Annotated in this window: 14 protein-coding genes; 2 read left to right on the top strand and 12 right to left on the bottom strand. The window is 36.2% G+C overall.

The features are described 5' to 3' along the window. Window positions 1–32 precede the first annotated feature (32 nt). The 12 genes from BV902_RS02240 to BV902_RS02180 all read right to left on the bottom strand — a co-directional run bounded on the left by BV902_RS02240 (window position 33) and on the right by BV902_RS02180 (window position 12,446). The gene (locus BV902_RS02240) at window positions 33–1,178 is read right to left on the bottom strand and encodes a glycosyltransferase (protein WP_075990591.1); all 1,146 of its coding nucleotides are present in this window, start codon (window positions 1,176–1,178) and stop codon (window positions 33–35) included. Further along, window positions 1,179–1,781 (bottom strand): acyltransferase, encoded by a 603-nt coding sequence (locus tag BV902_RS02235; RefSeq protein ID WP_075990590.1) that lies wholly within the window; start codon window positions 1,779–1,781, stop codon window positions 1,179–1,181. After that, window positions 1,759–2,616 carry a glycosyltransferase family 4 protein gene (locus BV902_RS02230; RefSeq protein ID WP_075990589.1) on the bottom strand — a complete coding sequence of 286 codons (858 nt, stop codon included), beginning with the start codon at window positions 2,614–2,616 and terminating at the stop codon, window positions 1,759–1,761. Before BV902_RS02230 ends, BV902_RS02235 begins: the two co-directional genes overlap by 23 nt. 286 nt (window positions 2,617–2,902) lie before the next feature. Next, the gene (locus BV902_RS02220; protein WP_075990587.1) at window positions 2,903–4,030 is read right to left on the bottom strand and encodes a polysaccharide pyruvyl transferase family protein; all 1,128 of its coding nucleotides are present in this window, start codon (window positions 4,028–4,030) and stop codon (window positions 2,903–2,905) included. Between the two features lie 8 nt (window positions 4,031–4,038). Beyond that, entirely contained in the window at window positions 4,039–5,076 is a 1,038-nt protein-coding gene (locus BV902_RS02215; protein WP_216640425.1) for a nitroreductase family protein, read from the bottom strand. Then, window positions 5,070–6,608, bottom strand: a complete 1,539-nt coding sequence (locus BV902_RS02210) for an MATE family efflux transporter (RefSeq protein WP_075990585.1) — start codon at window positions 6,606–6,608, stop codon at window positions 5,070–5,072. The genes BV902_RS02215 and BV902_RS02210 overlap by 7 nt, the downstream gene beginning before the upstream one ends. Window positions 6,609–6,629: 21 nt before the next feature. Further along, on the bottom strand, window positions 6,630–7,742 hold the full coding sequence (gene gmd / locus BV902_RS02205; protein WP_075990584.1) for a GDP-mannose 4,6-dehydratase: 1,113 nt from the start codon (window positions 7,740–7,742) through the stop codon (window positions 6,630–6,632). Window positions 7,743–7,804: 62 nt separating this feature from the next. Then, on the bottom strand, window positions 7,805–8,755 hold the full coding sequence (locus tag BV902_RS02200) for a GDP-L-fucose synthase family protein (RefSeq protein ID WP_216640424.1): 951 nt from the start codon (window positions 8,753–8,755) through the stop codon (window positions 7,805–7,807). Window positions 8,756–8,772: 17 nt separating this feature from the next. Then, window positions 8,773–9,768, bottom strand: coding sequence for a mannose-1-phosphate guanylyltransferase (locus BV902_RS02195; RefSeq protein WP_075990582.1), 996 nt, complete (start codon window positions 9,766–9,768; stop codon window positions 8,773–8,775). Between the two features lie 33 nt (window positions 9,769–9,801). Next, entirely contained in the window at window positions 9,802–11,184 is a 1,383-nt protein-coding gene (locus BV902_RS02190; RefSeq protein ID WP_075990581.1) for a nucleotide sugar dehydrogenase, read from the bottom strand. A gap of 17 nt (window positions 11,185–11,201) precedes the next feature. Then, the gene (locus tag BV902_RS02185; protein WP_075990580.1) at window positions 11,202–11,753 is read right to left on the bottom strand and encodes a transcriptional regulator; all 552 of its coding nucleotides are present in this window, start codon (window positions 11,751–11,753) and stop codon (window positions 11,202–11,204) included. 198 nt (window positions 11,754–11,951) lie between these two features. Continuing rightward, a complete protein-coding gene (locus BV902_RS02180) occupies window positions 11,952–12,446 on the bottom strand; it encodes a hypothetical protein (RefSeq protein ID WP_157625850.1) in 495 nt (164 codons plus the stop codon). Window positions 12,447–12,626: 180 nt separating this feature from the next. Between BV902_RS02180 and BV902_RS02175 the strand changes: the two genes are divergently transcribed. Together BV902_RS02175 and BV902_RS02170 are read left to right on the top strand one after the other, a co-directional pair. Beyond that, window positions 12,627–14,546: a 7TM diverse intracellular signaling domain-containing protein gene (locus tag BV902_RS02175; RefSeq protein ID WP_075990578.1), complete on the top strand. Its 1,920-nt coding sequence runs from the start codon at window positions 12,627–12,629 to the stop codon at window positions 14,544–14,546. Continuing rightward, window positions 14,543–15,154, top strand: coding sequence for a response regulator transcription factor (locus BV902_RS02170; protein WP_075990577.1), 612 nt, complete (start codon window positions 14,543–14,545; stop codon window positions 15,152–15,154). Before BV902_RS02175 ends, BV902_RS02170 begins: the two co-directional genes overlap by 4 nt. The last annotated feature ends 48 nt before the right edge of the window (window positions 15,155–15,202 follow it).

Raw genomic sequence — 15,202 nt, 5'->3', positions numbered from 1 at the left:
TGTTAAATAATGATTAAAACTAATAAATTACACTATTCCAATAATTTTTTTGCAAATGCCGTTGGCGATCTTAATGTAACAAAAGATTTTGTATCTCCTATTTCAATTCCTCTATTAGCAGCCTGTGAAATAGCTTTTCCTATATTCTCTGGAGTAACATCATCCACAAGCGAACCCAAATTATATTTTAATACCAATTCTTTCAAAAGTCCTTTACCCGTCGCAATGACTGGCTTATTAGAATTTGCCGCATGCCCCAAAATTCCACTTGACGCTTCGCTGTTTTTATAAGGCATTAGAACAATATGGCATTGATCAAATAATGACCTCATTTTTTCATTATCAACGAAAGATTCATCCCAAGTGAATAAATTAAGGTGACTAATCTCTTGCTTTTTTACAATTAAATCGAATTTTAACCCATCTTTAGCTAGTCCAACATAGAGTATGTGAATTTTGTTTAAAATGTCGTCTGCTAAATACTGTATGCTATTTAATATATCTAAAGAACCCTTTCTATAATCTAGTGCTCCAATGTGAAGAAAAATTTTTCTGCCTTTATCAATAGAATATTCCTTATATATATCGAAATTGCTAATAGGAGTATAGTTCGGAATAGGGTCAATCAAAACTTTAAAAATGGAAGTTTTAAACTGCCTATTTAAAGAATCTACACTCTCCTGATCATTAAGTAAAAATACACTTTTTAAAGACTTATTGGATAGAAGTAGTTTGGTTTGAAAATATTTTCTATAATATTGATATTTGTGACGATCTTTATCAATTCTCGAAAATTGATTAAATAATATACCACTTATCTTATATGACGTATTTTTAAAAGCTATTGCCAATTGAAAGATATTCAAAGACATTAATATGGCATTATCAACTTTTAATTGACGAGCATACCGATCCATTAGTTGAAATATCATGAATGATTTCTTCCAAAGAGGATAGGAGCCTATAATATCTATCTCAGCGGGATCCAAATACATGAATTGTAGGCAATGCGCATCATCGATCTCTCGAAGCGACGAGATTTTAGTCTGAATATTAGGATGCAATACAAAAAAGTATTCGTTGTTTTCGTTTGATCTATTTCTTAAAAACAATAAGAGATGATCGATGTATTCTGAATGGTGACCTGAATACTCAAAGTCAAAAATAAGTGTTCTCATTTACGACGCTTTTTTTAAAAACTTAGCGGGATTTCCACCCCAAATTTCATCAGCAGGAATAGAGGTTACAACAACGCTACCGGCCGCAATAATCGACCTCGAACCGATTGAAACTCCTTTCATAATAATGCAACGTGTTCCAATGAATACGTCTTCCCCAATATGAACACTTTTGCTTTTGGCGTTAGAACTATCAGTTAAGATATCCCTTCTAAGTAAATGATCCATTGAATGCATATCAGAATCAAATATTATAGTATCAGCTCCAATTTTCACATTATTACCAATTACAATCTCATTCTTTGCCCATAAGCAAACATTACTCATTCCTACGTTATTACCGAGAGTGACAGTTGCATTTTCATCTATTCTAATTGTAGAATTGATATTTCTACCTAATGGATTTATCATTAATCCACTAATGATTTGCAAATTATCACCTATTATTAAAGTACCTCCATCTTTGATATCAATAAAGATTGGCCCAATTAATCTTAGTTTTCCAGCAACTTTGATGCCCTTAGTCATCTTTACTAAAATAAGATTAATCAAAACATACATGTAAGAAGCAATTTTTCTTTTAAATTTCAACAACTTCATCATAAAAAGCGTAAGTTTCTTTTAAATTGTTATAAATATTAAAGTCTGTTTGAGCTTTTATATATGCTTTTTCACCCAATTTATTTCGCAGATCTTTATTTTTAATTAGCCTGACTGCCTTTTCATAAAAATCAGATTTATTTTTATATAAAAATCCAGTAACATTGTCATTTATTAACTCGTTGACACCGTCAATATTATTACCTAGAGATGGCAAGCTAAATGCTGCTGCTTCAATAATGCCTCGTGCAAAATGTGGCAAAACAAATGGACATACAAAAATATCCGAACCAATTAAATAATCATCAATTTCTTTTTCAAATGGAACGATGAAAATATTGTTTTTTGAATGATTAAAATGTATGTCTTCAGTCGCACCAGCTAAGACAAACTTTGCTTGTGGATAATCTTCTACAACTTTTTCCGCCATAGCTATCAGTTGCATCCAACCATTACTTTTAGAAAACCTAGCTAAATAAAGGAATACAACATCGTTATCTGCTATTCCCAATTTCTTTCTAAATAAACCAGGCTCAAAGGTTTTTTTAATCTTAAATTTTTCAACAAAATTATAAATAACTTTACTATTACATTTTTTTGGAATAACACCCAAAGAAGCCAAATCAAATTTACTAATGCCAATAAAACCATTTACAGAGAACTTGGAAAAAAAACGTAAAGGCCAACCTGCTAGCCCAGGACGAATTGGCTCTCGAACATGACAAATTACTGGAATTCTTAATATTTTAGCAGCTATAGAAAATGCGAATAAGCATGTAGAATTTAAATGAATTAAATCTGGCTTGATTTTTCTTAAATAAGATATAGCTTTAAGCACAGTCGGTATTAAAAAAAATCCAGTTTCTTAAAAATATTGAAATACTGTTTTCCACAACATATGAACCATGGAATGGCCGCATAAATTTACTATCAATAATGAGCTCACATCCGACTTCCTTTGAAAAAAAATCATTAATTGGTCCCTGAGAGATATTCAAAAGGACTGGATGGTATAAATCCAAATTTAGATTCTTAATTATGTAACCCATACTTTTGGGAGCTCCTCCATAGCCCCCAGCATGATGAACATAGAGAATCTTGCTCTTCTTCCTCATTTCGTATAGTTAACTAAAGATTTTAGACCACATTATATCAATATCACGGACTCTCTCTTCTTTTTTTTCAATTAAAACTTTCTTTATATCATTACTTCTTATAAGAACATTTTTTACCATATCTATATTATTCTCCATAATATCATTTGCTCTCAAAATTGTGTTCTCTTGGCCAAAATCATTAAATAACATCTCATATTTATGATTCCAACTTGTCGCTAAACAAGGAACACCCTGACTTAATGCACTTGCAACACCATGGAATCTAGAAGAAACAACAAGACTAGATATACCAATGACTCCCTTCACCTCTTTTGCTCTCAAATCAGAAACTATAGTAAGCTTGTTATTAAATATTAAATTTATTTCTTCACAAAGTTTAAAATCTCCATCACCTTCATGGTTTAGAAGAAAAACATCCATTCCTTGCTCATTTATGGTTTTAATGATTTTATCCATTAATAAGAGATAATTTTTCTTTCCATCGTTGGTATGCGTAATCATTTTCTTATTTGGAATAATACATGCCTTACCTTTTAAAGGTAAATATTTCTGAGGGACTTCACCTTTTACTTTCAATGTAAAGTCGCATGACTCTGAAACTTTGCTTACATCTGCTCCAGCCTTAATCAGGAAGTTGTAAGACTGTCTTTCCCGCGCAAAGATTAAATCGAAATATTTACTAATTATATGTACAGATTTCTTGCCATTTTCGGTTTCAAAAGGTCCGAAAGCTTGGGGCATTAAAACTATTTTAGTTGCAAAACCTTTCAATTGTTTGTAATACTCTTCTCGGATTTTTAATGTCTTATCTGAATGCTTCCATTGATCTGAAAATTGAAAACCGCTCGCATCCAACATAATATCAATTCCCTTTCTTGCATGAAAATGTGTAAAATATGAATATGAAAGACCAATTCTCCTTAAAATAGCTCTAAAAATTCGTCCTCGCTTTAAAAAGAAACGTTGCTTTATGTTTAATTTATAATTAGGTAACATCGACATATCTAATGTACCATTTGGATTTAACCAGACAGTTGCATTAGGCACTCTTTGCTCAATTTCCTCTAAAATAGCGACTAACATTAATTCAGCCCCCTTATTTTGCGTATTTATTCCATCTATTTGAATATTCATAATCCCAATTAATTATATTTTCTAATGTCGTTTATATTTCTTTTTTCTGAAAACGCAACAAGCCCCTCTGGATCGGGATATCCCACTGCCATGCACATAATTGGTCTCTGCCATTCATTTAACTTTAATGCTTGATCCATCTGTCTCTCAAAATTTTCAACATCAGGCCAGTTTATAGCACAAGAGCTTAAGCCTAGTGTTTCCAAGGCTAACATCAGGGTCATATTTGCCAAAGAAGCATCCACATACATTACATGTCTATCTCTTTCGTCGAAATATGCGTCAAGATTACCGACGGCAACTATAAACATAGGAATATTATGTGCATAACCTTTAACCCCACCAGGTATATTAGAGACTTTTTCCAGTAAAGGTTGACCATCAATAATTCTAAATTCAAAAGGTTGCCTATTGCAAGCTGAAGGAGATTGATTTGCAGCCATAATTGCTTTATCTATCAATTCATGTGGTACCTTTTTATCCAAAAACCATCGGACGGACCTTCTATATTTTGTTAACTTATAGAAATCATCAAAAGATATATTCGGTTTATTTTCCTCATGGCGATGATAAGGGACAGATCTCAACTCACAATTTTCTGGACCATCCTTAACTATATTATTAAAACGTTGGCGTTGTAGATCAAGTTTAGGATGATTACCTGTCACTGAAAAATACTCTTGCAATACGTCGAAAGACCACTTTAATTGGCTTCCTATTACATAATCATGTGCATTATAAATCGTTTCAAACTGATCAACAGTCTCCTTAATGAAATCTAAAGCAAAGACATCTCTTCGAGGTTTCATTAAAAGCCCTTTTTCCAAGCGATGAGTATTTCTGATCAAAGTAACTACACTTGCTTTCTCCTTTTTGCTTTCACGTAAATGCTTAACCTTACCAGCCAAGACCGCATAATGTTCTCTTCTAAACTTATTACTTAGTAGAAAATAATAAAGGGAAGCAGCCCATCGTGACCAAATAAAATAAGGCGCCAGCCGTGTGCTAACAAAGATTTTATATAGATTTAAAATTTTTTTCAACATATTAACCATACTTTTTTTTTGACTATTTTACTTATTATTTCTTTGAAAATTCCCTTCTCAGATTTGTCTAAGCCATATAACATTAAACTACTTCCATAAAGAATTATGGAAATTATGGTAGTTATCAAAAACCCTTTAATTCCAAATGATAGCTTTTCGCCAATAATACTTAATACGACACTAACAGGCAACAATGTTGCAAAACATCGCATTATTACCCCGGTAAAATAGCGCCAACTTGAATATCCTGTCAAATATTTAAAGTAAAACACCCTAAATATTGTCGATATACATTCTAGAATAAATGAAACCAAAACAATATAAAAAGGGGGATATCCAATCTTTAATAACCAAAATCCTAGAGGTAGGGTCAATAACTGAATTCCCCCAGCGACTGATTGGTAAACCTTTATTTTTCCAATCGCTTGTACGGCAGTCATGAGTCCCATATTGATTTGATTTGCCATTGTTAACAATAAGATTGCACGACAAAATTCCACAGTATATTGAGGAACATCTTTCAGCCATAACTTCAAGATATAAGGCATTTGAAAATACAGAGGCAACGCAAAAAAAGTAAAAAGATAAAATGACAGTCGATTTGCACTTAATGAAAGGCGTATCATTCTTGCGCGATCATTAGCACCTTCGCTTTTCATAATTTGCGGTCGCATTGCCGACATCATCGTTTGTGAAAAAAACATCAATTGTGCATTTATCTGATTTGCCACGCCATAAGCCGCATTAACTACCGTTGAATAGAATAAATTCAATACAACGGCAACGCCTTGATTTCGTCCTAAAGAACATAATGTACCGAATAAGTTCCAACCCGCGAAAGATGTAAGTTCTCTGATACTTCGTCTGTCATACCAAGTTCCAATTTTTATATTACATTCATTATATTTACGTCTCGCATAAACACGTTTAATAATACGGATAATGATAGCAACGAACAGCGTAAATAATCCAAAATATAATAATTTATCACCTGATATATATAATACACTTACAGCAACTATAAACTTTAATAATGATTCCACTATGCTTACGGCAGCGAGGAACAACATATTCTCATGCGCATTAATAACTGCATCATACGGAACAGAAATAACTGTTAAAAACGTTGAGGCCGCTGTAAAATGCAGTATATAACGCGCAACATCTATTCTTGACGAATTAATTTGTAATTTTTGCTGTATAAAATAAAGTCCTAAACTTTCAATCAAAAAAACTACAAGCAAACCAATTATTATATGTATGACAATACTATTGGCAAATACTCTTTTCACTGATTCAAAATCACCTTTACCAAGATATACTGATAAATAGCGTTGTGTTGAGGTTGTCATAGCTGCATTAAGAAATGATAGCATAGCGATCAACCCACCAATCACATTGTACAATCCAAAATCTGCTGCACCTAAAGCTTGTAGAACTAACCTAGTGGCATAAAGGGAAAGCAAAGCTGTAATCACAGCTTTCGCATAAGTAATTGCAGTATTAAAAACTATTCGGTGTGAATCTTTCAATTTGAATTATCATTTAAATACTTAACCAACGATATTTTCCCAATTAGTATTCTGACTATTCTTCATATAAACAAGATCTCCTGCTACCATTTCACAGACTAAGCCTCGTAAATCATACTTAGGTTCCCAACCTAACTTTGTCTTTGATTTTGTGGGATCACCAATCAATAAGTCAACCTCTGTAGGCCTATAATATTTAGGATCAACGCGAACAATAACTTTCCCAATCTCCAGTTGATATTCTGGGTTTGAACAGGATTTTACTTTAGCAGTTTCGCTTTCTTCTGCTCCTTCAAACTCCAATTCAATACCAACTTCCAGAAAAGCTAAACGTACAAAGTCACGTACTGAAGTCGTCACCCCTGTAGCAATTACATAATCTTCCGCAACATCCTGTTGCAAGATGCGCCACATTGCCTCTACATAATCCTTAGCATGTCCCCAATCCCGTAAAGCATTCAAATTGCCTAAATACAAACATTCTTGCTTACCTAAGGCAATAGCAGCCGTAGCCATCGTAATTTTACGTGTTACAAAGGTTTCTCCTCTGCGAGGCGATTCGTGATTAAACAAAATACCATTACAAGCATACATATTATATGCTTCTCTATAATTTTTGGTTATCCAGAAACCATAAATCTTAGCAACGCCATAAGGTGAACGTGGGTAGAAAGGAGAATTTTCATCATAAAAACCTTTTTCATTTTTATTTTCTTCCAAACCACCATACAATTCAGAAGTCGACGCTTGATAGATTCTAGTTTTCTTTTCCAATCCTAGAATTCTTACAGCCTCTAAGATGCGTAATGTACCAATTCCATCAACATTAGCAACGTATTCGGGCGAATCAAAAGATACCTTCACATGCGACATAGCACCAAGATTATAGATCTCATCTGGCTGAACCTCTTGAATAATACGGATAATATTAGTCGAATCGGTCAAATCACCATAATGCAACTTGAAATTAACATGCGCCTCATGCTGATCAATGTATAAGTGATCAATCCGCTGTGTATTAAAGGATGAAGATCTTCTCTTGACACCATGTACCATATAACCTTTTTCCAATAATAGCTCTGCCAAGTAAGAACCATCTTGTCCTGTAATCCCTGTGATTAATGCTGTTTTCATATTATTATATTCTCTTCTAATTACCGATATAAAGACACTTTATATCAAAACGGTTAATAATCTTATAATTTTACTTCTTTATATTGTCCTTCATTTTCCAAAAACCAAGCATAGGTACGCTTAATACCTTCCTTAAGCTCCACCTGATGTTTCCACCCAAGCTCATGCATTTTGGAAATATCCATCAATTTACGAGGAGTACCATCTGGCTTAGAGCTATCCCAGACAATCTCGCCGGTATGTCCTACCACTTGTTGAATTAACTCAGCAAGATCTTTTATAGTGAGGTCTTCCCCCGTTCCAACATTATACAAATGCTCAGGCAATTTATTTTCCAATGCAAAAATCACCGAGGCAGCCATATCATCTACAAATAAAAACTCACGCATAGGCGTACCTGATCCCCATAAGGTAACGGGTTGATGATCGTTTAATTTTGCCTCATGAAACTTACGAATCATAGCTGGCAAGACATGCGATGATTTTAAATCAAAATTATCATGTGTACCGTATAAATTGGTCGGCATCAAACTCACGTAGTCTTTTCCAAATTGCTTACGAATGGCCTGGCAGGTTTTTACACCCGTTATTTTTGCGATCGCATACCATTCATTGGTAGGTTCTAGGCTATCGGTTAAAAGATAATCTTCTTTTAGAGGCTGAGGTGCAAATTTTGGATAAATACAAGAAGATCCCAAGAAAATAAATTTGTCAACATCGTTTTTTAAAGCGGTGTCAATCAGATTATTTTGGATTTGCATATTTTCCATCAAAAATTGATATGGAAAATCATTATTAGCCAAAATACCTCCTACACGTGCAGCAGCGTCTATAACGACCTCAGGCGACTCTTCTTTAAAAAATGCTTGAACAGCAACTTGGTCGCGTAAATCAAGTTCTACACTGGTTTTCCCGATAAGGTTAGTATATCCCTTTGACTCCAGTATTCTCCATATTGCGGCCCCTACCATTCCACGATGACCAGCAATATATATTTTTGTATTTTTTTCCATCAAAAATGTTATTACGGTTAATCCAATAATTTCGATTGGTGTTTCTCAAGCATATTGTAAATCTTTTTCACATCCTGAGATTTTTCTTTTTGTATAATCAAAAATGCGTCTTTGGTATGTACAAATATGGCTCTCTTAAGCCCCACAAACCCCGTGAAAATATCCGTACCTATCACAATATTACCTTGATCATCTTTGGGATAGCCACTATTAATAAAATAGTCATACAAAGATTCAAAAGAACCCAAATCCGACCAGTCGAAACTCGTTGGTACGACCCGAATTTTTTTCGATCGCTCCATTACGGCATAATCAACGGATATAGAAGGAATAGCAAGCGAAAGCTCTTCATCCAAAAAGCCTTCTTTGGAAGCTTCCCATACGGCAAGTGCTTTTTCATAGACCACCGGCTCATATTTCTTTAGCTCCTCTAAAAAGACAGATGCCTGAAAACAAAACATGCCGGAATTCCACAGGAAGTTACCTTTTTCAATAAAATCTTCGGCTGTGTCCTGATTGGGTTTCTCGCGGAAAGACTTTACCTCGTCACCATCAAATTCAATATATCCATACCCTGTTTCCGGACGAGTAGGGCGAATACCAAAAGTTACAATAAACCCTTCCTTGGCCTTCTCCACTCCCTCTTCCATCGCATTTCGATAAGCCTCGTCTCCAGCAATCATGTGATCGGAAGGGGTCACAATAAGAATGTCGTCTGGGTCTACACTAAACGCCGCAAAAGCTATTGCCGCTGCTGTATTACGTGGTGTCGCCTCAACAATATTTTTATAAGGTAATCCACAGGATACCATCGCCTTATGACTCAAATGCGTATTATCTTTGTTTCCTACGACGATAACCCGCTCTGCCACCTGTTGGTTGCGTTGCACAGTCATTTCAAATAGCGATTTGCCATCAAATAAGCCTAAGTATTGCTTTGGGCTATGCTTGCGGGAGAGTGGCCACAAACGACTACCTATCCCCCCTGACAAAAGAACGTGTACGATGTTCATTAGGATAATCTTCTTTAATAGTTATTCAATAAATTATTCACCGATTGCATAATAGTCAAAACCCAAAGCGTCTAATTGTTTACGATCTAACAATTTTCTACCGTCAAACACAAAAGCTGGTTTCTTCATCTGTTGCTTTATTTTGGCCCAATCATACGATTTGAACTCATCCCATTCAGTTAAAATAGCTGTGGCATGCGCGTCCAAAGTGGCTTCATAAGGATCGTTAACAACAGTCACCAAACGGCGGTTATCTTCGGCTGAACGCGTGCCCAAATAATCAAGATCTTTATAAATCTGCTCAGCGGAAACTTTAGGGTCATAAACCACTATATGGGCCTCTTCTTCCAACAAATGATCAGCAACATAAATTGCAGCAGATTCTCTGGTGTCATTGGTATCCTTTTTAAAAGCCCAGCCTAAAAAAGCGATCTTTTTCCCATTGACGGTATTGTACATGGTCTGAATGATATGCTGAGCAAAACGTGCTTTCTGATGATCATTTAATGTAATGACCTGTTCCCAATAATCTGCCACTGCTGTTAAATTATAGGTACGTGCAATATAGACGAGATTTAAAATATCTTTTTGGAAGCAAGAACCACCAAAACCGACAGAAGCTTTTAGAAATTTAGGTCCAATACGGCTATCATGGCCAATAGCACGGGATACTTCATCCACATTGGCTCCAGTAACCTCACACAATTCCGAAATGGCATTGATCGAGGAAACACGTTGCGCTAAAAATGCATTGGCAACGAGTTTTGAAAGTTCGGAAGACCATAGGTTAGTTGTTAAGATGCGCTCACGTGGAACCCAATTGGCATATACATCCACTAAAGCTTGTACCGCTTCCGCATCTTCGCCGCCGATAAGAACACGATCCGGATTGTGCAGATCAGTAACTGCTGTGCCTTCGGCTAAAAATTCCGGATTGGAAAGAATCTGAAAATTGACACCATTACCGGTATTATCCAAAATACTTTTCAATGCTGCTGCAGTACGCACAGGCAAAGTCGACTTTTCGACAACAATTTTATCATTTTTAGCGACGGAAGCAATCTGACGTGCACACAATTCGATATATTTTAAATCGGCAGCCTGCCCTTTTCCCTTACCGTAAGTTTTGGTCGGTGTATTGACAGAAATAAAGATCATGTCTGCTTCGTCGATGGCTCTGTTTACATCGGTCGAAAAGAAAAGATTACGTCCACGTGCTTCTGCTACCACAGCATCAAGACCAGGCTCATAAACGGGAAGATTATCCAGATCGGCATCATTCCAGGCATCAATACGTGCCTGATTGAGATCAACTACTGTAACCTGCACATTCGGATTTTTCTGTGCAATGACCGACATGGTAGGCCCCCCTACATAACCTGCACCAATACAGGCTATTTTTTTAATTTCTTTCATTTTATTGCAGTTAATTCTTATTTTTTGATATCATTGTCTTTCGTCGATGCAGCAGGACTGTCCACTTTTTGATAGAGAACAATAATCCCTTGCACATTTTTAGGTACCTCTGTATACACGGTCACCTTCTTACCAAGTATTGTGCCAGCTTTGACAGCAGCTTGCATTAAATAGGTTAAATTGAGTTGTTCACCACCAACAAGTACTTCAATATGCCCAGAATCAATTCCCTTAGCATATTCTCCCAGCAAAGCAACTTCGTGTACATCTCCAGCCCTTTCCAATATCTGATCAACGAAGGTTTCAATGCCTAGAAAACTATGGATAAGACCTTGAAGTGATGAAAACAAAGAATGCTGAATGTTGGCCTTGTAAAAAACTTTATGCTCACTTTCCTCGCGCAGTAAATATCCGGCTTCGGTCAATTGATTCAATTCCTTGCGAATTGAATTGGTAGATTCTTTGAATTCGTCTGCCAAACCCCGTAGGTAGCCACGGTTGCCTGCCGAGACAAAAAATTTGATCAATAACTTTAAACGTGTCTTGGATGTAATTAAGGTATCCAACATTGGAATAGCATTTAAGTTGAGTAACAAAAGTACTCATTTATATTTTTCGCTCCAAATTAAATAATTATTAACTACCTGATAACTTAACAATATACACATAAACTCCACGTGAACATGACAAAGAAAATAAAGAAACCCCGGCAAGCAGGGTTCCTTTGAGTTAAATAGGTATGTAATATGGAATAAAAAACACGTAAATTACTTATTTATTAAATCTCCCGGCTTTTCGGGATGATTATGATATACCCCCATCATGGGAAGAACAGTACTAATTACTCTCTTATCTCCATTTTGGTAGTTAACTACAGCTTGTATCCTGACTTTATAATTAGTCAGGTCGACATCTTTGGCCTTATCTGATCCAATCCGAAAGCGTACAGACACTTCAAAAGAAGTATTTTCATTTTCTTTAAAAGGCAGCACCAATATCTGCTGCAGCTTTATTTCAACTTTTGAATCGGTAGACCGGACGTCTTTCACAACAATATTATTGACATCGTTCCGAAATCGCTCACCCCGAAATACCAGCGCCCCGTGGGTTGCTCGGAAACTGCCGCTATACTGTCCAGGATGGTCCTGAAAACGGTAGTAAACATACATTGAGACATCAGTAGGTTTTTTCTTTCTAGAAGAAAAAAACCGAAATAAAGCATACGCTATTGCAATAAACAGAAATATATATAAATACGTCATAATCAACTCATCATTCTATCTGAATGTCAATATCCTTGCGTTCGTAGATATTCCTCTAAATGCGTATAACAAAAGTAATAAGTAATTGTAGACGGAAACAGAGACCCTAGGGTCTTATTTACAATTAGGAAAATAAAAGCTTATTAGATTTAATGAAAATAATGCATTTTTGTTTGCCTTATGAAGCCAAATATTATTGTCACCATCTTAATGTTGCTCTGCATAGCAACCATCCGCTTCGGAGGAGACGCTATGATGGCCAATAATCAGGTTGCAATAAAGACTTGCATCGCCAAAAATTCGCCTATACGAATTACAAAGGAATACACTGAGTATACCAATCCGATATATTACTATCATCGCCCTGACCTATTTGTTCCCCTCAGCCAAATTAAAAAAGATGTTGATCAAGAAAAAGGGATTTTCTGGCTCAAAAAGGAAATAAATCTATCAGACAGCTTATCAACAGGCAATTATGTCTTATCCTTCGACAATTTAACGTATGTCAATCTCACCGTAATCGATGCAAAAGGTGAAATTGTATATAAAAAGAAATCAGGCTTGTTCCGTAAACGCAAGGAACTGTATCCGCGAGATGGCCGTGATCATTTTGTTTTAAACCTGCAAGCTGAAAAACCTTATACCATATTACTCCGCGTCAAACATAGCAAAGGCTACACACCGCTGTATAATTTTCATTTGCAGACAGAACTGGATTATGTTAAAAAGAAACAGCGTAGCCGGATTGTCCACGCTTTTATGGAAGGTGCCATTATCGTACTATTGCTGTATATGGCATTGGCATGGATGGTGTCACGCTACCGACCCTATATCTGGATCTTTCTGTTCTTGCTATCTATTGGTATGTATAGCGTTGCACTCCAAAACTTCTTTGTCGATTTTATCTTTTATGATAGTCCCCAACTGGGTTGGAGCATGGTGTCGCTTTTTAGTAGATTTGCCGCCATTAGTTTCTATCTGCTGACCATAGATTTTCTTCAACTAAGGAAGCTACACACCCGTTATTATAAAGTAGCTTGTTATATTATTGCCGCCATCGGTCTAACGGCACTATTTACATTTGTCAATAATTTCTATTTTGTCAATTATAAACAAAGTAACTGGGTAAATATTACGCTCGGCATTATTCATATGCTCTATTTTTCCAACCTTTTTATTTCGCTCTGGAAAAAGATCGACCTGATGCAGCGCTTCTTAGCGTATGGAAGTGTATTTTTTGTCACTGGCATTACGGCAATGGTCTATTGTGCCCTCACTTTACAAGAGCAGGCCATACAATATGTATCTATGTTGACGCAGTTTTTTGCCCTGTGCATTACCATGTTGCTATTGATAGGGATACGCCTAAAATTGCGTAAAAATGAATTGGACTATCATCAATCGACCGAGTCAATTGTGCAGGAAAGGACAAACGAACTCAAAAAAGCAAATAATGCACTTTATGAACAGCAGATTCAGCTACTTCAAAAAAATCGCTATATCGAAACCTTGATTGATGAAGTTAACCATCGGGTCAAAAACAACCTGCAGCTTTTGTACAGCCTAGGTAGCCTACACAAAACAGGAGAAAACCATGGCGTTCAATATAATCAGGCCATCCAATCGATGCAAGACCGGATCCATGCCATGATGCTGGTCAACCAGCTCCTGGTATATAATCACAACAGTCAGCTCAAGTTAAAAACGCTGGTTATTGAAACAGTCAATTATCTCAGACAGATGCATGACCCGGAAAAAAAGGTCTCCGTCAACGTCAATATTGAACAAGACTGGTTGATATCCACAAACACGTCGATCCCTTTAGCATTGATCATCACAGAGCTATTGACAAATAGTTATAAATATGCTTTTCCAAAAGGAAGCACGGGCTCCCCAGTCATCAGTCTTAGTATCATTAAGGAAAAATTTGCGACAACCATGCGTTTTGAAGATAATGGCGTGGGGGCAGCCGAAGCCATTTTATCAACGTCTTTTGGAATTGGCCTAGTTAAAGATCTGACTAGGCAGATCAAAGGGATCGTAGCAATCCAGCATGAGCGTGGATTTCAGTATATATTTGAATTTAACAACATGATATGAGCCTAAAAGTTTTAATTGTAGAAGATGAAATGATTATTGCCCGATTTATTGAATATCAGCTTCATTCCCTTTATACAGGATTGGAATTGCATATTGCGCTCACCATTGACGAGGCAGATCAATACATGGAGCAAAACTCACCAGATCTGGTACTCTGTGATATCCAGCTCAATGATCGATTAGATGGAATTGAGTTAATGGAAAAATATGCCGCAACCAAGCTTTTTAGCCTTATTTTTATTACTTCGTATCAATCGAAAAGCAGCATTGACCGCGCAGCAGCACTAAATCCTGAAAATTACATTATCAAACCCCTTGGAGAAAACCGGCTCTATGCAGGTACGCATATGGTTATCCAGCGTCTGCAGCAACAAAGGGATAAAAACCAAACGGTGGAAAAACTAAAAATGTTGACTCCGGCAGAGTTAAATATCCTTAAGCTGATAGCCCTCCGACATACGACTAAATATATTGCCGAAACCTTATTCCTCAGTCCCTACACCATCAAAAACACCAGGCACCGCATCTGCAGGAAGCTTGATCTCCAGGAAGAAAACAACGCGCTCTTGTCATGGGCTATCGAACATCAGCATTTGCTGAAATTCTGAGACAAAAAAATAAGGGTTTGCTCCATCACAAACCCTTTCTCATAAACA

It is taken from the genome of Sphingobacterium sp. B29, assembly GCF_001952815.1.
Lineage (GTDB): Bacteria > Bacteroidota > Bacteroidia > Sphingobacteriales > Sphingobacteriaceae > Sphingobacterium > Sphingobacterium siyangense.
The sequence above is the reverse complement of the archived record's forward strand: the minus strand, read 5'-3'. Positions and strand labels throughout refer to the sequence as shown.